Here is a 19,882-nt window from a genome sequence, read left to right on the forward strand (position 1 = left end):
AATAGCCTAAAAAGTAAAACAAAATTTACCGAAAAAGCCAAATAATCATAAAATCAACCAGATAGATTATTTCTATCCGTCTAATTTGATAAAAAAGCAACCTTAGTTACTTTTTATCAAACTAAAAATTAACAAAATTTCAAATTACCAAAACAGTTTGGTTGAAAATTTTGGTTTGTTAATTGCAAATTACCTAGATTTAAATTTAATGACTTACCCGCTAAATCTACAGTACCAATATCAACATCTAGAACACCTAATCCAAGTAGTCCACCAATATCACCCGTATAGGCCTCATGCCCACCACCATCACGTAACCAATCCGAAACAGCAGTTGCAATTTGAGGAAAGAGTGGAGAAATATCAATTGGATCTTTTGGTACAACATAACCAATATTTACAGGGTCTGAAAATGACATCCACCAACCTTTTTGGGCAATATCATCACTTTTAGCACCAGTCCACTGTAAGGCATTTTGCTGTAATGATAATGAGAAAGGAGAGTTAATCGGTAAATTATGAATTAAACCTAGTGATTGAGTTAAATTCAGATTCGCTGAAATATTTGAAATCGTACCATTCATCATGACCTGATTAAATCTTTTCCCAACCCCAGCAATTAAACACGCGGTAATATTGCAACTGGTTACTTCAGCTTGGGTTAACCCTCCTTGTGTGTAAATACCTGAAGGTTCTTGATAGGAAGGATCATGTGGCCCATTTGGATTGTACTGAACAGAGCCATTTATAGGATAATTCGCTCCACTACCTAAATAAATATTGGGAACTTTTACTGGAGCCGACAAAACTTTAGATTTAGCTCTATTCTCATTTACTAATATTGCAGGAACTTCAAAATAGTTATTATTAATTTGTGGAATATTAAATCCGCCCCCAACCGTTTTAAAGCCAGCTTTAGCGCCTAAAATTGATTTTAGCGTACCTGTGATCACCAGATCATCTTGATTGTACATCGTTCCATATAGATTATCTCGTGTTACCGCTGTAGTTGCATACCCCTTAATTACACCAGCATTATCTGATTGAACTTTCATATAGCCTGAAATTGTATTGATCCCATTCGGTGTGGAAGAGTTCTCATTACCTGCGGTTAATAAGCCAATAGCTTTTTCTGCACTTAAACGAAATCCTACGACTTGTCTGGTAGCTGCACTATTTGGATTTTTTATCGCAAACTCTAAGAAGGGGTTGGTTAATTTTGCTGATGAAGAGGCTCGTTCTTCTCTTGTCATCGCAACCGGTTTACCACTGGAATCAAGTTTCAGACCACTTAAGCTTAAATTATCAATATCAATATCACAGTCATTTGCGCCATTAGCTCCACCACAGCCCAACTGGAATTTTTTTATATTGGCATTCAGTTCAATCTCCGCCTCCATGCCCAGTTTATAAAATCCAATGGTTTTATCGCCACCTGCTCTTTTTGTCTCTAAATTCGTTGCATCTGTTGGTGCAATATACGACAAACTCATTAAAGCTTGTCCTGTCGCTGCAGACAACTCATGATCTGTCAGACGCTGTAAAGTAGAAGAGGCAGCCCCAGCGGAACCTAGATAAAAACCACTCACCCCTAAAAAAAATATAAATAAACATCTACTTTTCACTATAAAATCCTTTTTTAGTTTTTTAAAAAAACAGCTTAAACATTTATCTCAATAGCAACCTGATCTAAAAATAAATAGCACTTATAAAAATGATAGTAATCACTTTAATATAAACATAATGCTTATAAAACAATAAATATTTTCCGATAAAAGTGACCTATAATGATAAATAAATATGCTTTTCAAGAGAATTTAACAAAGAATTAGATCAAGCTATTTTATAAAGGTGAATAAAATAAAAAAGACAGCATAAGCTGTCTTTTTTATTAATACAAAAACTAACAGAAACTTAAACTCCCATAGCAGTTTGGCGCAAAATTTTGTCCATTCAACTGCAAATTAGATAAATTCATCTGCAACGCTGCAACATTCGACAAGTCTAAATTTCCAATATCCACATCCAAACCATTACCCGTCATGACACCAAGAAGATCATTTGTTCGCGCAGGATTCTGTTTTAAGTAATCTCCAGCTTTTGTAGCAAACTGCCCCAACAATGGTTCAATACTCAGTCTTTGTGTCGGTTCAACTCGTCCAATACTTACAGGATCTTGTAAAGCAAGCCACCATCCAGATTGAGCAATATTTGCGGCATCAGAATCTGGCCACAAAATATTTTGCTTTTGCAAACTTAAAGAGGCTGCCGAATTAATCTCTAAGCGATGAATAAATCCTAAAGCCTCTTGAAAGTTGACCGTTGCTTTCGCTCCATTTACAGAGCCGCTCATTTTAATATTGCTAAACTGCCGCCCTTCCCATGCAACTAGACATGTTGGTGCTAAAGTTAAATTTCTACATCCTGTAATCACGGCATCAACTGGATTACCCGCGGTATACACTGCAGTTGTTGTTCCATTTGCATCTGTTGTAGTTCTACCTGATGCAGGGTAATCACTTCCTGTTCCTAAATTAATTGTTGGAATATTGACGGTTGCATTTAAACCTATTGAGCTATTCCTTTTACCATTGACGACAATTTGTGGATTTTCAAACGGAAGATTATTCATTTCTGGAATACTAAAACCACCACCATTTGTTCTGAAATCGGCATCAGCTAAGTCAACCAATACATTTGCGATTAAACGCCCTTCAATCGGATAGGTCGCTAAACTCATATATTGTGCTGCTGTATTAGCATAACCCTTAACTTTACTTTGCTCTATTTCGGTATCCCCAATTCCAGATCGAACTTTCATATACCCAGAAAGACTATTGATTCCATTGGGCGTAGTCGAGTTTTCTGTGCCCAGTGACAATAATCCTAAAACCTTTTCAGCACTTAATCTGAGTCCAACCACATTTCGAGTCGAGGCCTGATTTGGATTTTGAATCGCAAATTCAATAAAAGGATTGGTTAATTTTGCACTTGAACCTGCTCTACCGTCACGTGTATCAGAAACGCCACTGAGACTTAAATGATCTATATCAATATCGCATCCACCTGCTCCATTCGCGCCACCACAGCCTAACTGTAATTTCTTGATATTGGCATTCAGTTCTAATTCCGCTTCCATTCCTAAACGATAAAAACCAAGATTTGGATCGCCATCTGTACGCTGACTTTCTAAATTTTTAGTATCACTAGGAGCAATATAAGACATACTCAACAAAGCCTGCCCTGTGGTTGCAGACATTTCAGTATCTGATAAACGATGCAACGTTGTAGACGCTGCATAAGCAGAATTTAAGCACAAGCTACCTAGAGTCAACATTGCAAAATGAAGGGATTTAAAGCCTTGCATAACCCACCTCCGTGTTTAGCACATCCATATTTGTTTATTTTTATAATGTTTTTATATCAATTAATCACAGGAGATTTTCTAATCCATTATCTGCTGTGAAGCTGTATAAAAACGAATCATCTCTAAATAATATATTAATTATTCTAAAATACTAGTTTTATTTTTCTAAACAATTTAGGCCATAAATATAAAATTTATTTAAATAGGTCACTTAAAAATCTCACTCTACTTGCATAGAATAAGTTACACTCCAACCCTCATTTATATGTTAAGCGCTTGACATATATTAAAAACAGATCTACAAGTCACATATATAATTTATCTAAGCATGATATTAGGTCATAACAAAAGAATAGCTCTATTCTAAAATATAGATTATTAATAATATTTACAGAAAATATTAATCGTTGATTTAACTTAAAATCTCCAACCTACCCCAAATTGAAATCGTGGTTGCTGATCCTGATCACTCTTTGCTGCCGAGGTAGTTCGCCATGCAAGCGTGGCATTGTAATCAAAGTCCTGAGAGCCACCACCAAAACCAATCCCAGTGCTTGCCAGAGCACGGGTATTTTTGTCGTTAAGATACGGATTTTTATTTTGCTGTATTCGCCCAAAATCTTGGAATAGATACGTATTTAGCCATGGTGTTAGTTGGTAGTAAAAATTAATTGATACTCCCCAGCCTTGATCACCAAGCCCTTCTGCCGCTGGATAAGCACGCATCTGGCTCAAAGAAAGTTTTTCCGCTGAATCAAGATTTTTAGATGCAAGCTGTCCATATAACTCACTGGTGAACCATGAGGATGCGGTTAATCTTTGCTGTCTAGCAAGTTTCAGTTCATATTTATTGAAACTGCCTTGGGTCCTTGCCGATAATCGATCAATATTCAAAGCCGATGGACTTTGTATGTCCAGGTTGCCAATGGTCGTAATTAATTCAAGCTGATTGATTCCCCCTTTTATCTCACCAACGCCCCAATCATCCATGCGACTAAAACTTAATGCAATTCGACTCGCCTCGATCTGTTTGAATGTCTCTGTATCTGTTACAGCAATTTCATCAAATAGCTTTCTTTTTTCGGCTAACAGCTTCAAATTCAGATTCGACTTTTGGCTTCGGATTAATGGATAAATAAGGTTTAAATTATAGTTTTCAGATCTTCCTTTTGCCTCTAACTGCTTAAATTGCTCACCAAGCTCATATTGAGTTCTACTATAACCACCGCCTAACCATAAACCCATTCCTGTTACAGGAAATCGAGCATTTAGACTTCCAGAAACCAAGTCCTGATTACTGCCAAGTAGTTGAGCAGATAACTTCTCTCCATAGCCCAGCAAGCTATTACTTTCGAGATAGCCTGAAAGTCGATATTTTCCTGTATAGCGACTACCAGAGTTATCAATCCCGATTCGCCCAAGCCAAGTCTGTTGTTCTAGAACATCCAAAACAAGGTCTGTTTGCCCAGTCTGTTCGCCAGCCTGTAAGTTTGCTTGGATTTGCCCCACGCCCGATAAATCTGAAATAAGCAACAAAGTCTTATTACTTTGCTGTTGTTGCAAGGCTTGATAATGAGGGAGTTGATCTGTGTAGCGTTGAATCACCTTATCTTTAATTTTAGACTGATTATTTAAAATAACCTTCCCCAGTTGGCCTTCAAGCACACGAATAATTAATGTTCCATTTTCTAGTTTTTGCTTGGGCAAATATGCTTTCGCTAAAAAATACCCCTGCTTCTTATAATATTGGGTAATTTTTTCTGCGCCGAACTGTAAATCGGCCATAACATTATTTTTGTTTTCTAGTGCCTTGACTAAATCATGCAAAATCGTTGTCGCAATTTGCTGATTGCCTTCTATCTGGATTTTTGTGACCCATATGGGGGTCTGATCCTGACTATAATTTTGCTGCGATGAATCAGAACCAAAGTACTGTTGATCTGTTTTAGGTATTTCTTTGAATTGTTCAGGACTTAATTGCTGAGTAATAGTACCACTATCAGGGATCACAATTTCGGCATGAACCATAGAAGACATAATGACTAAAACACTCATCCCACTGATCATTCGAAGAGTTTTTTGATTATGTCTGCTTACTTGTTTTCGTAAATAAAATTTCATTGTGACTCTAATTCATTCAATATCTTATTTTTTAAAGACCAGAAGCTTCGGCCTCTGGTCTTATATTTTAATAATCTGTTTTAATCTCAATGATTATAGCGAAGCCATGGGGTCTTGTGATTTTCATCAATTACCCATGTCGAAGTTGAATTTGGGACAGAGACATCAGCAATGTCCCACCCTGTAAAGGTCAGGATTTTTTGCATTTCTGCTGTATTTTTTCCAACCCCTCCTGCACTGGTAGATTGTCCTGAAGTTTCAGTGTTCCAATAGCTATTTTGAGCTATACCTTCGGTCGAGACACCTATTAGCCCTCCAGTTTGATATTGACCAGAAACATTACCTAAAGCATAACTATTTGTTACTGTGCCCTCATACGAAAACCCTATTAGTCCCCCTGTTTGGCTTTGACCAGAAACATTACCTAAAGAATAACTATTTGAAACTGTGCTTCGGTGCAAAGCCCCCATTAGTCCTCCTGTGTCATTCAGACCAGAAACATGGCCTACAGCATAGCTATTTTTAATTGTACTTTCATACGGAATCCCTATTAACCCTCCAATATAACTTTGACCAGAAACATCACCCAATGCATAACTATCTGTAACATAAACATATTTTGCTGCATCAATGTTTAATATTGGATCCAAAAAGGCCCCCGCAACTGTAGTACCAATCAATCCCCCAATATAACTTGAACCATTTACATTTCCTGTTGCATAACTATTTTTTACAGTTGCTGACGCCTCTTTATTTAGTATTAAATCAATCACAGCCCCTGTACCAATACGCCCAACCAATCCCCCAACATCAATTGAACCCTTTACATTTCCTGTTGTATAACTATTGATGATTTGGGAATCCCTTCGACCATAGTTAAATAAACCAACAAGGCCACCTGCATAGATAATATTTCCATTTACATTTCCTGTTGCATAACTATTGATAATATCAGCATTATTCAACTCACCAACTAGCCCACCAATAAACATCCCATTTGTATCGATATTAATATTTCCAGTAGCATAACTATTTTTTATAGTACTAAAACTTTGACCGACTAAGCCCCCAATATTAATATTGGAATCCTCAGCTCTATCCATCGGTAAAACTGAAATATTGGCTTTCGCATAACTTTTTACAATCTCACCAGAAATCAATTGATTTTTTTCTTCATCAATAGAGCCACTTTGACCAATAAGTCCCCCAAGACCACTGTACCCTGCTACAGAATTTGTACTATAACTATTTTTAACCAACCCATATTTTTGATAACCAATTAATCCTCCAACACGATTCATTCCCTGTACGACTCCATCAGTTACACCTATATCTCTAATCGTATTGGTCGTTGAAGAAAATAAACCAACTGTATAATAATTAATGGTTACGGGTAAAACTTCTAATGGCGGCTGTGGAAAATATAAAGTTTCTAGCTGGTTTATATACAGATTATTAACAGTATGTCCTAGGCCATGAAACTCACCTGAAAATGGCTTATCCGTATGAGTGATTGTTGCATTAAAACCATCGGGTGAGTTTGAGTCACGAACTACTATAGCTGATAAACCAAATTTACCAATTGGATCAAATCCCTTACCACCATTCCAGTTCACGGTATCAGAAGCATCAATATTACTGCCTAGGACATAATTTCCTGTCAGGTTATTGTTCATTCCTTGCAAGGTATTGATATTGGCATCACCCTCTTCACCTAGATCATTGATCACAATGTAGGAAGTTCCATTAATCAATAAGGTCGGGGATGAACCACTGATATTAATCTTGGCGCCATTATTTAGGTTGTAATCCGAACCCGCACCATAATTCATGGCAAGCTTGGCCTTATCTCCACTTAAATCCAAGTCACTATTAAAGTTAATATCTTTGTTTGCGCTTAGTGTAAGTGCTGTATTGGCATTCCAACTGGTGGCATCATTGATATTAATATTGCCTTGGCCTTCGGCTGTACCCATCGCATTTAAGCTCACATTACCTTTGTTTAAGGCATCACCCAAGGTGCTACTGCTGACACTGCCACCAAAGAAATCGACATCGATATTTTTAGCTTTCAGTTCCCAACCACTGCTGGTCGGCGGTAAGCTGCTCGCACTATTACGCTGTGTTGTGATATTCGTGCCTGAACTGACATGAACCTCTGCCGCAGCAGTTTTGATTTGCCCACCATTGCCTCCATTCGGAGCCGATGCATCTAGCGTACCGCTGACATTTACCGTACCACTACTTAAATCACTGCCAAGCTCAATCACGCCACGGACATTGTTCACCGTTTGCGCTTGGATCACCCCAACACTGTTCACTACGGCATTGCTTAATTCATCAATCCCTTTTGCAGTCAGGATCACTTTACCACCATCGGCTTGAATCATGCCGCCTGAGTTAATCAAGGCTTGTGCCTTGCCCTGATTAATGGTGTAACCCAATAAACTACCATTATTTAGATTCAGGGTGATATCTCCACCAGCCGCTAATAATACATTGCCCTGCGTTGCATTAATCGTGCCTGTGTGTTTTACAGTTGGTGCAATCAAGGCCACTGTACCACCTGTAGGCACTGTGATTTTGCCGCGGTTCTCAACGGTTTTGTTATTGCTGGTATTGGTAAAATTAAATAGATTATTATTAAAATCGTTGTTGCTCAAATTCAGGGTCGATGCCACCAAACCTGCCGTATTGACCTGCGAGGTGCTGCCAAATAACACCCCATTCGGGTTAATAATAAATACCTGTCCATTGGCATTTAGCTGACCATTTAAATTGGATGCACTTGTCCCCGTGACGCGATTTAAGGTAATCGAGCTGCTATTTGGTTGCACGAAATTCACGATTTCATTGCTATTGGTGGAAAAACTGCTCCAGTCAATCGCGGCTTTTGCGGTTGACTGGTTAATGGTGGTGGTGGTTCCTGCGGTTGAAATCGTGGCTGTTCCTGAACTGACCACTCCACCTGTTGGTCCTGCAAATGCAATACTGGCACTCAGCACATTCACTGCAAAGAATGCTGCTCGTTTTACTGTATGAGCAATAGAGGTTTTAGATTTGATTGTTGTTGATTGCGTTGCAACCACGCCCCCTTTCGCCATTTCACTCACTGCTTGCCAGCAAAGATATGTCGCATTCCATACTAGTTGATAGATCTTATTCACAATTATTCTCACCTGTTCTTAATATTTTAAAAATTGCGGTTTATTTTTAGCATATCTTCTTTATTGTTTGATTAATTAATATATTTTCCTGACCAATGGTTAAAACATCACCAAGTAATAAAGTAAATCAGCTCGAGCGAGTAAGTTTGAAATGTCTGTATGAAGGAAGAAGAGCAAAGGCAATGGTGAAATAAGAATCTTATTTAGAATGATAAAAACCACCTCCATTAAAAATGAGAAAATATTAAAAATAAAAGTAGAAAGAGCGTTATTATTTTTTAAAGTAAGTAAATTTGAACATCAGTATTAAAATTATTATTCAATTCTTAGTTAGAACGTTTTAACCATTGACCCATTGATCAATGGTTAAAATTTAGAATGATTAAAAATTAGGTCTTTGGTAATGTCACACCAGTTTGGCCTTGGTATTTACCGCCACGATCTTTATATGAAGTTTCACACACTTCATCGCTTTCAAAGAACAACATCTGTGCAACACCTTCACCGGCATAAATACGTGCAGGTAAATTGGTTGTATTTGAGAACTCAAGGGTAACGTGACCTTCCCACTCTGGTTCTAACGGCGTTACGTTCACGATAATCCCGCAACGTGCATAAGTCGACTTACCTAAGCAAACAGTTAAAACATTACGTGGAATACGGAAGTATTCAATGGTGCGCGCCAAAGCAAATGAGTTGGGTGGAATAATGCATACATCAGATTCGATATCGATAAAGCTTTTATCATCGAAATTCTTTGGATCGACAATCGCTGAATGAACGTTGGTAAACACTTTAAACTCGCGTGCACAACGGACATCGTAGCCATAGCTTGATACCCCATAAGAAATCAACTTTTCACCGTTTTCATCAAAACGAACTTGATTCTCTGCATAAGGTTCAATCATGCCGTGTTTTTCGCTCATTTCACGAATCCAACGATCAGATTTTATTGCCATGACTTTTTATCCATAGACGAAGTTAATAATTGGCGAGTACTTTAACGTAAAATGATATCAATGAAAACAACAGCACCATCCTGTTCTTCGGGATAGCGCTGTGAAAGTTATAAATTGATGAGGGCTGAGTAGCTAATCGGGATGGCAAAAGCCATAAGAACCACAGAGGCAGTACGTTGTAATTTTGATTGAGACAACCATGTCACTTTATTGGTCGCTAACATTGCACCAACAGAAATCCAGAATAAAGCGATCGGCAGAATTAGTCCAACAAAGCTCCCCATATGCGTCATATAAATTTCTTGGTTTTGCCATGCGGCAACAGGAAAAATAGCTGAGGCAAATAACAGTGCCTTAGGATTCAACAAGGTCGCGCATAACAACTCTCTAGGTCGAATGGTCGGTTGATTTAAGGCCACTTCTTGATTTGCAGTACGCCACAACTTAATTGCAAGAAATACGATATAAGCCGCACTTAATAATTTCAGGAAAATCGGCAATGCTGGCAAGGTTGCAGACACTTTACCAATCAGTATTCCCCAAGCACTAATCGCAATGATATAGCCCACAGCTTCTGCGGGAATCAATAATAAAGAGCGACGTAATCCTACCTGAATACCAGAAGATGCTAATAAAGTATTGGTAGGACCAGGAGTCAGCAAAATGGTGATGACTAAACCAATAAAGAACCATGAAATCATTGAATGACCCCACTACAAGATCGTTTCAGATTAATCCAATTCTCAAGGGATAGCAAAAAAACAACTGTAAGCACTTATGTTGAAAAATAAATTAAGCTTTTGTTTTACATGCATTTTATAGATTTCAAGCCCTCTCTACTCAATAGTCACAGCATAAAAAAATCATCATATAAATAGAATAAATGTAACCTATTGACAATCAGCTTGTTTTTTAAAGGAATAAGTTTGTGCTTCTTTTAAGTTTTCACTAAGTAAATAATGCTATTTTATATACGATCAACTGTTTCCTTGTCCTGTTGGGTTTATTGCAACGTTTATGCCTAAGCAATTCTTTCACAAGTGGCTGCCTTCAGCAGAGAAAGTCGCTAGTCTAAAGCTAATGAAAATTTTTGGTGAACGCACCTTAAATCCATTACTTTGGTATGTGAATCGCCGATCAATTGCAAAAGCAATACTAATTGGCACCTTTTGGGGAATTTTACCCGTCCCATTTCACAGTGTGTTTATTATTCTGACAGTTTTATTCTTTGAAGTGAATTTACCGATTGGCCTGTGTATGGCGTGGCTCACCAACCCTTTTACCGTTGTACCCATTCTTTATTTGGGCTTTTGGTTTGGGACTAAAATTTATCACGTCAATATGATCAATAAAGACATGCTATTGGGTGTATTGCATCAAATTTTGAATTGGATCAAAAACTTTGGGCATGGCCATATTGATTTCAGTCTGGCTAAAATCTTGGTTTCAGGGCTGATCATTGAAGCGATTTTGTTTGCGATTTTGTTCTATCTGGCAACTCTTCTGCTATGGCGCTGGATCGTGATCCGAAGCTGGCGAAATCGAAGGAAACATCAGAGAGAAGAAATCATTTAAATGACGTCTTCTCTCTAGAAAACTATTTTGCTGCTTTTGCCTTCATATATTGTTCAGCAACATCGAGTGCATAATCCTGACATGCTTCACCTGTCGCAGGGTCATATGCTCCATTATTGGTAATGTTATTCGATAGCACACGAATACCCAGGAATGGGACTTTAAATTGTTGCGCAATTTGAGCAACAGAAGCGGCTTCCATTTCTTCGACCGAAGTTCCATAAACCGTATGAAAAAGTTTGATGCGATCCAGCTCATTGTTCCATGTATCCGCTGAACCGATAACCCCTTCGACTACCTGCCCCTTGGTATAATTCACTTTGGCCTTATAGGCTGCTGTGAGTAACTCCTTGTCCCCTTCAAACTTACGGATTGCAATTGGCTCTGGATCAGATTCATCATCTGGCAATACATCAAAAGCTTCATTCCATTCAAGTGCATTAGAACCACCACCAATCGGTTTATGGGGTGTTTTAAATGCACCAATATTGGTCGTGTATTTACCCAATACAATATCAAACACATGCAGGTCTGGGTCATGTCCACCCGCAGTCCCCTGATTGATGATGGCAATTGGTTGATAATGTTGAATCGCAAGCGCTGTTGCCGCTGCAGAGTTACTCATGCCCATCCGGGTTTTAGAGACCACAACAGGATATCCCTTATAGGTCCCTTTCCAGAACTTCCAGCCACCAATGGTTTCTACTGTCGCATTGTCTAGTTTTGCCGCCATTCTTTCAGATTCAACAGGTAAAGCACCCTGTATCACTATGGGCTGTAATGTTGGTTTTTCTTGTACTTGGTTACTGCTGCTTGAAGAGTTATCTCCATTACAAGCACTAAGCAATACAGCCGTACAGACACTGGCAATGCCGATAAAATATTTAAATTGCATCTTGATCGAGAACCTATCTAAAAATAAAAGCAAATACGAAGCAAGCAACGTACCATTTTAGTTTTTCAGTCGCTTTTAAGCGATGAAACAAAAACCACTAAAATTAAAATCAGAAAGTAAAAACCCAACACGTTGATGTTGGGTTTTTTGTTTATTTAGAAGATACGTTTATCATCTTTCTGGCGCTTTGGCAGTTTTTCCATCTGTTGCAGGACTGCCTGTGCAATATTGAGATAGCTCTCCGCCGCTGTATCTTTGGCAATCACACTTGGCGTACCTTTATCTGCATGTTCACGGATTTTTACATCCAGTGGCAAACGGCCGAGCAATGGGACCTGATATTGTTCAGACAACTGATCGCCACCACCAGTCCCAAAGATTTGCTCTTCATGACCACAGTTCGAACAGATATGCGTCGACATATTTTCAATCACACCCAATACCGGAATATTCACTTTATTGAATAATTCAATCCCTTTGGTGGCATCCATTAACGCCACATTTTGTGGTGTGGTCACAACCACTGCACCCGTCACTGGAATACGTTGTGCCAGAGTCAGCTGGATATCACCCGTTCCCGGTGGCATATCAATTACCAATACATCTAAATCAGGCCATAAGGTTTGATTGAATAATTGCATCAACGCCCCTGTTGCTTTAGGGCCTCGCCACGCCACAGGCGTATTGTGCTCACCAATAAGATGCCCGATCGACAGTACCGCCATGCCATACGCATCTAAAGGTACGAAGTGCTCATTTTCAATCTGCGGTGTTCTACCTGCATTACCCAACATGGTCGGGATACTTGGACCATAGATATCCGCATCCAGAACACCCACTTTTAAACCCAGTTGCTGTAACGCCAGTGCCAGATTCACCGTAGTGGTTGATTTACCCACCCCCCCTTTACCAGATGAAACCACAATCACATTTTGAATGCGAGGATGTGCCGCGACGTCGCGTTGTTGCGGAGCCGCTTTCTGGATTGGTGGATTATTAGGATCGGCTTCTACTTGAGGTGAAGCATCCATGACTGGCGGCAAATTGCTATTTTCTGCTTTAGGCTTGGATGAGCAGCTATGACCTGCTTCACCATGCGCTGCATGTTTTTGTTGAATAATATGCAGGTTTAATTCCTGGATACCACATTTTTCCAAAGCTTCAGCCAACTCATCATGGATCTGCTGTAAATGATCTTTTTCTTCAGGAAAGGTATTCACCGTCAGTTGTAAAATACGACCTTGTACATTGACTTGGCTGATACGATCTTTTAGCGCATTGTCTGAATATGGCAGTACATAATTTTGTAGAACTGCTTGAATCTCGTCTTCCTTCACTTCTTGTGCTGGCGAAAAAACAGATTTTAAGGAAGAAAGCCACGACATTTTGTTTACTCCAAAAACAGATCAACATTTCACTGAGTCTGGTTAGTTTAGCAGTATTGAAGAATGGACGCTCATATCAAAACAGATAATTGCTCATTTTTTATAGTAACTTTTCGGCTTTATATGGCTATCGTAAACAACTGTCATTCTTCTAGCGGAACAAGTTATATTCATAAGCTTATGATGTGTGCTGCAGCAAATGGATGTTTACGCTTTGAGCCACATTCTCGTTATTCTTGTCATAGGGGCGTTTAATGACACGGTGTTATTTCGTGATATGCAGTTTACTAACATCTTTTCCCCTGTTCGCCCAAGAATCTATCAATCGGGCACCTTACCCATTGCCACCACAAACAGAAATTGTGGTGAATAAGCAAACAGGTCAAGAGCCTTGGTCTGAAATTAAGGTCTCTGTTAGAATTATCCCAGAAAAACAAGGAATGAAATTTCAATTATTTAAACCAAGCAACTCAGACATACTCAATCACCATGCTTTAGCACTTGCCCAACAGATAAAACCAGAGGATTTGCCCAAACTCGATGCTTCGACAGAGCAGCATGACCGCAACCCCCAACAACTATTTTCAGACTATGAGCAAGTTTATTCTTTTATCTCTATGCAAAATCAGTCTGTGATACAGCGTATTCGACGAGTAGCATCCCCCTCTTTCCTAACCGAAACGGCTTGTTTGCTTTTACAAAAAGATTCGCCCTCAGAAGATGATTCTTTCAGATTCAATGTAAAACTATATATAGATAAACAAGGTCGAATCTACATCCAAGATATTCAGCCTCTGTTAGAAAAATCATTACTAAATCAGCTTTTCCCTGACAAAAAACGTTCACAACCTTTTTATAGAATTTTTGATATCGAAAACCAGCAATACACAGATACTCATCTTAACCAGCCTGTACAGTTCATTTGTACGGACGAATAGGCGAAGCAAGAAACTTCTTTAAAAGAGATTAAAATAAAAATCCTCAAACATAGTTTGCCTATGTTTGAGGAATATTTTCAGTCGATCCGTCGGTTAGTAAGCTTAACCTTTGAATTTATTTAAAGTATCTGTTGCTGCTTTCTTTAAATCATCTAGCTTATGGCTGGCTTGAGCTTTTAGATCATCAAATTTAGCAGTTGCTTCATCCTTTAATTCAGCTGCTTTGGCTTTGGCATCATCCAGTTTATGACTTGCTTCTTCTTTAAAGTGATCAAATTTATCTTGAACCGCATTTTGAGTATCTTCAAATTTGGTTTTAAGATCATCCACTTTATTCGAAAGCGCTTCTTTACCTTCTGCATTTTGCTCAGACACATCTTTCTTGAGGTCATCAAGCGCTTTTTCGCCCTTTAACTTCAATTCCTCTGCCGAATGTTTTAAGTCATCAACTGCTTTTTCACCTTGTAGCTGAGCTTCTTTTGCTTTGTATTTTAAGTCGTTACCCAATTCTGCTGCCTGATCTTTTAATTCATTAAGTTTTTCGTTTGTCATAGTATTTCCTCACTATAGGTAAAAAACATATTGTTTGGATTAGTCTTAGTTATACCGTGTTTGGAGTTTTTTTTTGTCTATTGCTGCAAATTGAAACAAATGGGATACAGGAAGATTCAATTAATTGCGGATTGTTAAAGCTATTCATTTTTAGATATAAAAATCATATAAATGAATAACATCCTATTTATTCAATAAAATCAGATCGTAGAATTTCATACAGTACATGCCAGCTTAAAGGATGCTCCGTCGCTAAAGCGGGATGTTGAAACTCAGACACTTTTTTCATCCTTAATTTTCGCATCACCGTTTGTGACTTGGCATTTTCTAAAGTGGTAAAGGCAACCACTTTATCCAGTTTCAACTGATTAAAAGCAAATGCGAGTGCAGCTTGAGCCGCTTCGGGTGCATAACCCTGCCCCCAATAGGCATGATCGAGTCGCCAGCCAATTTCCACACAAGGCGAGAAGGAAAATTGTGTAGGTTGATCATGTAAACCAACAAAACCTATAAACTGTTGATTTTGCTTTAGCTCAACCGCCCACAAACCCCAGCCTTGGGTTTCGATAATCGATTGCATTTTATCGATCATGGCATCACTTTCTGCTCGGGTCAGGAGTTTAGGAAAATATTCCATCACCTGAGGGTGGGTACTCATTGCAGCAAAGCATGCAGAGTCTTGTGCTTGCCACTGTCTTAAACGTAGTCGGGCTGTTTCGATCATTTTTACAACCAATAAGTTTGTATTAAAAACTATTAACAATATAAGGAGATAGTTCGGATATACTTCCGCAATATCTCAATCATAGACCTCGTTGTCAGAATTACCTAATATGAATGAAAATGAACTTTTAGAAATTCAGCAGGAACTTCAAGCCCAAGAAAAACGCTTGAACTACATTCTTTCCAGTAAAAGAAGAATCCAGAACATGATTCTTTCGTTTGAAAAGGATCTGGCTGAACAGTTAATTCCAGTGATTGATCAACAGAGTGATGATCAAGCCCCTGTTGAAAGCAGTCTGGCGCTTACAATCTGCTGGAAATTTTCTAAAGCTGAATTTCCTAAAACTGAGCATTGGTGCAGTGAACTGAGTATTACTGAACTTGAGTGCAAAGATGAATTTACTGTGGCGCTAAAAGCACAGGCGTGGTTAGGTACTTTGGGCAGTGATGAACTTTGGCAAACGCCGATGTGTGCTGAAATTACCCTTGATCCGAAAACGGACGGCTTAAAGAGCTATCACATTCATTTCCTGTCTAAAGGAAAGATTATCTCTTTAAGAAAAAATTCAAAGCATAGTGTCACTGTGAAACAAATGCAGAGTATGTAATCCTTCGGGGTGCATACTTTTCTCTAAATTCCATGCTTAAAAATGAGTAGATAAAACTACTCAAAATCAAATATGAATAAAGAAGAACATACACAGCAAAAACAAGAAGAGGAACGGTATGCAAAGTGGTCAAGATATGTTTATTCCAGCAAAAGAAGAATTCAACGTAGAGTCTTGTCTATAGAGCGTGATATTGCCCAAACTATTCTTCGATTCAAAACATATCAACAAAGTGAAGACTTAGAAACATTTATTGCTTTTTTAAGTTGCTGGAAATTTTCTAAAATAGATTTTAGTCAAAATACATTCTGGTGCGATGCAGTCTATTTGGATGACTTTACAATGAAAGATGATCGTACGTTTATATTTAGTGGCCATGCTTGGATCGGGTTTACTGATAATACAGAGAAGCAATGGCGAGTACCCTGTTCAGGTTATTTCACCTTGAATGGACATCAGACTAAACTCAAAAGCTACAGTGTTTATTTCTACTACGAAACAAAAAAGCTTCAGTTAATTAAAAGTAATTAACTAAAAGTACTTGTGTACTTTTTCTTGCACATCAGAACATAACAGATATTGGCACTGATACAGCCCACTGCAAGCACAGGTAAAACCGCAACAAAAATGAAAAGACTCATGGCCAATGTTTCAAAATCAAAGCCATTAACCTGATCTTCAAATAAAATCAGCAGCACCAAACACATCCACGCGATAAAAAAGATCAGACTTATTTTAAAGAGTTGAACAAGATCGAAAATCTTGGTTGGTAATTTCAATAGGGCAAACAAAATTGCATAGCAGATAAAAGCAAGCACGATAAGAATGGGCGTGAGGTACAACATCACTTCCATGCCGTTACTCACCACATGAAATAAATGGTTCTGTTGAAAATTAAGAAATAAACTATATGGAATGATAAAACTCAAAACCGATGCCACACTTGCGCAAAAAGATGCACAAAGCAAATGCCAAGATCTCATTTCTATTCCTTTCACTGATGAACCATGTAACCATTTTCAGCGAAACAGATGTGTTTTGATTGAAGTGCAAGTGAAGCTTGCATGAAGTCGCCAAAATAGAACAAGAACGCAGCTTGAAAAGATTTCACTGAATCCCTTGTGCAAGTCAGCGTCAAGTCATGTAAAATCATCTGCCTTGTAAATACGAATGAGAGAACAATATCCGTGCGTAAAATTTTAGTCACCAATGCCCTACCTTATGCCAATGGTCCTATCCATATGGGTCACTTACTCGGTTATATCCAAGCAGATATTTGGGTTCGTGCGATGCGTGCAATGGGCCATGATGTGACTTATGTATGTGCGGATGATGCTCACGGTACTGCAATCATGCTGCGTGCTGAAGCCAATGGCATTAGCCCAGAACAACAAATTGCCAATGTTCAGAAAGAACATATCCGTGACTTTGATGGTTTTGGCGTACATTTCGATCACTATGATTCAACCAATAGTGATGAGAACAAAGCACGTTCAGAAGAAATCTATATCAAAAACCGTGAAGCAGGCAATATTGCCATTCGTCCTGTTACCCAGTTATTCGATCCTGAAAAAGGCATGTTCCTGTCTGACCGTTTCATTAAAGGCACATGCCCGAAATGTAAAGCGGAAGATCAATACGGCGATGCCTGTGAAGTATGTGGTACAACGTATAACGCCACCGAATTAGAAAATCCACGCTCAACCTTGAGCGGTGCGACCCCAGTTGAGAAATCATCAGACCACTACTTCTTTAAGCTTCCGAATTTCTCAGAATACTTACAGAAATGGACCCGTGACCAAGGTCGTTTACCTGTTTCAATTGCCAACAAACTCGATGAATGGTTTGAAGCGGGTTTATCGGATTGGGATATTTCGCGTGATGCGCCTTATTTTGGTTTTGAAATTCCAGATGCGCCAAACAAATATTTCTATGTTTGGGTCGATGCACCGATTGGTTATATGTCGAGTTTTGAAAACTACATCAAAACTAAACGTCCAGATTTAAGTTTTGATGATTTCTGGAAAAAAGACAGCGATAAAGAAGTCTATCACTTCATCGGTAAAGACATCGTTTACTTCCATGCGCTGTTCTGGCCTGCAATGCTCGAAGGCGCCAACTACCGTACCCCATCAGGTTTATTTGTGAATGGTTTCTTGACCGTGAATGGCCAGAAAATGTCGAAATCTCGTGGCACCTTCATTAAAGCTGAAACCTATTTAGAACATTTGAATCCTGAATATTTACGTTACTACTTTGCCTCTAAGCTGTCTGACAAAGTTGAAGATTCAGATTTGAACCTAGATGACTTCGTTCAGAAAGTGAATTCTGACCTTGTCGGTAAAGTGGTGAATATTGCCAGCCGTTGTGCAAAATTCATTAACACCAACTTCAATAATACGTTGTCGGATACATGTGCAGAATCGGAACTGGTTCAAAGCTTTATTGATGCAGGTGATTCAATCGCACAGGCTTATGAAGCACGTGAATTCTCGGCAGCAATTCGTGAAATCATGGCTTTGGCTGACCGTGCCAATCAGTATATTGATGAGAAAAAGCCTTGGGCACTTGCCAAGCAAGAAGGTCAGGAACAACAAGTTCATGATGTGTGCTCGGTCGGTATTAACTTATTCCGCCAACTTGCGATTTACTTGGCTCCAGTATTACCAACGCTTGCCGCACAAGTTCAAGCCTTCTTACAGCTTGAAAGCTTTGACTTTGCATCACGTCAGCACATCTTGCTTGCACATGAAATTGCTCAATTCCAACCGTTAATGCAACGTGTTGATGCCAAAGCTGTTGCTGCGATGGTGGATGCATCTAAAGATTCTTTAGCTGCGGCGGCAGAAGCGCCAAAAGCTGAGAAGAAAAAAGAAAAGAAAGCCGAGAAAAAGCCTGAGCCAAAAGTCGGTGAAGCTGAAATCATTGGCATTGAAGATTTCATGAAAATTGATCTTCGTGTGGCAAAAGTATTAGAAGCTGCAACGGTTGAAGGTTCTGATAAATTGCTGCAATTGACTTTAGATGTCGGTGAAGCTGAACCACGTAATGTGTTTAGTGGTATTCGTGAGTTTTATCAGCCAGAAGATCTCAAAGACAAGTTGGTGGTAATGGTCGCTAACCTTGCACCACGTAAAATGCGTTTTGGTATTTCTAACGGTATGGTGCTTGCCGCAGGTAATGGTGAAGGTGTTTGGGTGATTTCACCTGAATCTGGCGCTAAACCGGGTGATAAAGTGTCTTAAGATTTAAAATTAAAAGGGCTTCTGCGGAAGCCCTTTCATGTTATTAAAAAAAACTAAATCCAGCAGCTCAAGTGAATAAAAATAACGCAACAACAGCATTTACACGTTATGGTCCAATCCTTGGAACAGTTATTATTGTGATCAGCTTTCATATGCTAATTTATTTAGATCATCCAACACGTTTTTTACAAAGTTTAATCACGCCCAGTGTGGTTATTCCTATGTTTTTCTTCATGCTGATTGCAATTGTTGTAGGTTATATCATTGGGTATATTCCAGCTTATATTACTGGTGAATTATTTTTACATCTTTTTCAGAATAAATTAGCCAGAGCCAGTCTATATCAA

At 38.8% G+C, this 19,882-nt stretch carries 16 protein-coding genes and 1 pseudogene; 6 read left to right on the top strand and 11 right to left on the bottom strand.

Translation table 11 applies throughout. The annotated features are described in order from the left end of the window. Nucleotides 1–128: 128 nt before the first annotated feature. The 6 genes from Aba26S_RS08360 to Aba26S_RS08385 form a co-directional block, all read right to left on the bottom strand. Nucleotides 129–1,625 carry a hypothetical protein gene (locus Aba26S_RS08360; RefSeq protein WP_043971298.1) on the bottom strand — a complete coding sequence of 499 codons (1,497 nt, stop codon included), beginning with the start codon at nt 1,623–1,625 and terminating at the stop codon, nt 129–131. 278 nt (nt 1,626–1,903) lie between these two features. Further along, nucleotides 1,904–3,367 (bottom strand): hypothetical protein, encoded by a 1,464-nt coding sequence (locus Aba26S_RS08365; protein WP_043971301.1) that lies wholly within the window; start codon nt 3,365–3,367, stop codon nt 1,904–1,906. 417 nt (nt 3,368–3,784) lie between these two features. Then, nucleotides 3,785–5,488 (bottom strand): ShlB/FhaC/HecB family hemolysin secretion/activation protein, encoded by a 1,704-nt coding sequence (locus Aba26S_RS08370; protein ID WP_043971303.1) that lies wholly within the window; start codon nt 5,486–5,488, stop codon nt 3,785–3,787. A gap of 86 nt (nt 5,489–5,574) precedes the next feature. Then, nucleotides 5,575–8,655, bottom strand: a complete 3,081-nt coding sequence (locus Aba26S_RS08375; RefSeq protein WP_043971306.1) for a GLUG motif-containing protein — start codon at nt 8,653–8,655, stop codon at nt 5,575–5,577. A 389-nt stretch (nt 8,656–9,044) separates the two neighbouring features. After that, entirely contained in the window at nt 9,045–9,614 is a 570-nt protein-coding gene (gene dcd, locus Aba26S_RS08380; RefSeq protein ID WP_003653416.1) for a dCTP deaminase, read from the bottom strand. A gap of 107 nt (nt 9,615–9,721) precedes the next feature. After that, nucleotides 9,722–10,315, bottom strand: a complete 594-nt coding sequence (locus Aba26S_RS08385; protein ID WP_043971311.1) for a LysE family translocator — start codon at nt 10,313–10,315, stop codon at nt 9,722–9,724. Between the two features lie 316 nt (nt 10,316–10,631). On the opposite strand from Aba26S_RS08385, the gene Aba26S_RS08390 reads away from it, so the two are divergent. After that, a complete protein-coding gene (locus Aba26S_RS08390) occupies nt 10,632–11,189 on the top strand; it encodes a DUF2062 domain-containing protein (RefSeq protein WP_005239401.1) in 558 nt (185 codons plus the stop codon). Between the two features lie 22 nt (nt 11,190–11,211). On the opposite strand, the gene Aba26S_RS08395 is transcribed toward Aba26S_RS08390, so the two are convergent. Together Aba26S_RS08395 and apbC are read right to left on the bottom strand one after the other, a co-directional pair. Continuing rightward, the gene (locus Aba26S_RS08395) at nt 11,212–12,084 is read right to left on the bottom strand and encodes a 5'-methylthioadenosine/S-adenosylhomocysteine nucleosidase (protein ID WP_005239403.1); all 873 of its coding nucleotides are present in this window, start codon (nt 12,082–12,084) and stop codon (nt 11,212–11,214) included. Between the two features lie 155 nt (nt 12,085–12,239). Further along, nucleotides 12,240–13,469, bottom strand: a complete 1,230-nt coding sequence (apbC, locus tag Aba26S_RS08400; RefSeq protein WP_043971314.1) for an iron-sulfur cluster carrier protein ApbC — start codon at nt 13,467–13,469, stop codon at nt 12,240–12,242. A 341-nt stretch (nt 13,470–13,810) separates the two neighbouring features. Between apbC and Aba26S_RS08405 the strand changes: the two genes are divergently transcribed. Further along, entirely contained in the window at nt 13,811–14,407 is a 597-nt protein-coding gene (locus Aba26S_RS08405) for a hypothetical protein (RefSeq protein WP_227541493.1), read from the top strand. Nucleotides 14,408–14,509: 102 nt separating this feature from the next. Here the strand turns inward: Aba26S_RS08405 and Aba26S_RS08410 are convergent, their stop codons facing one another. Then, entirely contained in the window at nt 14,510–14,959 is a 450-nt protein-coding gene (locus tag Aba26S_RS08410; RefSeq protein WP_043971321.1) for a hypothetical protein, read from the bottom strand. 187 nt (nt 14,960–15,146) lie between these two features. Continuing rightward, a complete protein-coding gene (locus tag Aba26S_RS08415; protein WP_005239411.1) occupies nt 15,147–15,683 on the bottom strand; it encodes a GNAT family N-acetyltransferase in 537 nt (178 codons plus the stop codon). 109 nt (nt 15,684–15,792) lie between these two features. On the opposite strand from Aba26S_RS08415, the gene Aba26S_RS08420 reads away from it, so the two are divergent. Beyond that, complete coding sequence (locus Aba26S_RS08420; protein WP_005239413.1) at nt 15,793–16,290, top strand: hypothetical protein; 498 nt, start codon at nt 15,793–15,795, stop codon at nt 16,288–16,290. A 72-nt stretch (nt 16,291–16,362) separates the two neighbouring features. Then, nucleotides 16,363–16,821: a hypothetical protein gene (locus Aba26S_RS08425; protein ID WP_043971324.1), complete on the top strand. Its 459-nt coding sequence runs from the start codon at nt 16,363–16,365 to the stop codon at nt 16,819–16,821. On the opposite strand, the gene Aba26S_RS08430 is transcribed toward Aba26S_RS08425, so the two are convergent. Beyond that, nucleotides 16,818–17,273, bottom strand: a complete 456-nt coding sequence (locus Aba26S_RS08430; protein ID WP_043971327.1) for a hypothetical protein — start codon at nt 17,271–17,273, stop codon at nt 16,818–16,820. The genes Aba26S_RS08425 and Aba26S_RS08430 overlap by 4 nt on opposite strands. A gap of 204 nt (nt 17,274–17,477) precedes the next feature. Here Aba26S_RS08430 and metG point away from each other — a divergent pair, with 204 nt between their 5' ends. Both metG and Aba26S_RS08440 read left to right on the top strand, forming a co-directional pair. Continuing rightward, nucleotides 17,478–19,535: a methionine--tRNA ligase gene (metG, locus tag Aba26S_RS08435; RefSeq protein ID WP_043971329.1), complete on the top strand. Its 2,058-nt coding sequence runs from the start codon at nt 17,478–17,480 to the stop codon at nt 19,533–19,535. 71 nt (nt 19,536–19,606) lie between these two features. Beyond that, nucleotides 19,607–19,882: pseudogene (locus Aba26S_RS08440) on the top strand (hypothetical protein); the annotation flags it as partial.

This window comes from Acinetobacter sp. NBRC 110496 (assembly GCF_000876115.1).
Lineage (GTDB): Bacteria > Pseudomonadota > Gammaproteobacteria > Pseudomonadales > Moraxellaceae > Acinetobacter.

Coding starts and splice junctions, on each gene's coding strand:
- Aba26S_RS08365 (WP_043971301.1), bottom strand. CDS start 3,367: ATGCAAGGCTTTAAATCCCTTCATTTTGCAATGTTGACTCTAGGTAGC.
- Aba26S_RS08370 (WP_043971303.1), bottom strand. CDS start 5,488: ATGAAATTTTATTTACGAAAACAAGTAAGCAGACATAATCAAAAAACT.
- dcd (WP_003653416.1), bottom strand. CDS start 9,614: ATGGCAATAAAATCTGATCGTTGGATTCGTGAAATGAGCGAAAAACAC.
- Aba26S_RS08385 (WP_043971311.1), bottom strand. CDS start 10,315: ATGATTTCATGGTTCTTTATTGGTTTAGTCATCACCATTTTGCTGACT.
- Aba26S_RS08390 (WP_005239401.1), top strand. CDS start 10,632: ATGCCTAAGCAATTCTTTCACAAGTGGCTGCCTTCAGCAGAGAAAGTC.
- Aba26S_RS08395 (WP_005239403.1), bottom strand. CDS start 12,084: ATGCAATTTAAATATTTTATCGGCATTGCCAGTGTCTGTACGGCTGTA.
- apbC (WP_043971314.1), bottom strand. CDS start 13,469: ATGTCGTGGCTTTCTTCCTTAAAATCTGTTTTTTCGCCAGCACAAGAA.
- Aba26S_RS08410 (WP_043971321.1), bottom strand. CDS start 14,959: ATGACAAACGAAAAACTTAATGAATTAAAAGATCAGGCAGCAGAATTG.
- Aba26S_RS08415 (WP_005239411.1), bottom strand. CDS start 15,683: ATGATCGAAACAGCCCGACTACGTTTAAGACAGTGGCAAGCACAAGAC.
- Aba26S_RS08420 (WP_005239413.1), top strand. CDS start 15,793: ATGAATGAAAATGAACTTTTAGAAATTCAGCAGGAACTTCAAGCCCAA.
- Aba26S_RS08425 (WP_043971324.1), top strand. CDS start 16,363: ATGAATAAAGAAGAACATACACAGCAAAAACAAGAAGAGGAACGGTAT.
- Aba26S_RS08430 (WP_043971327.1), bottom strand. CDS start 17,273: ATGAGATCTTGGCATTTGCTTTGTGCATCTTTTTGCGCAAGTGTGGCA.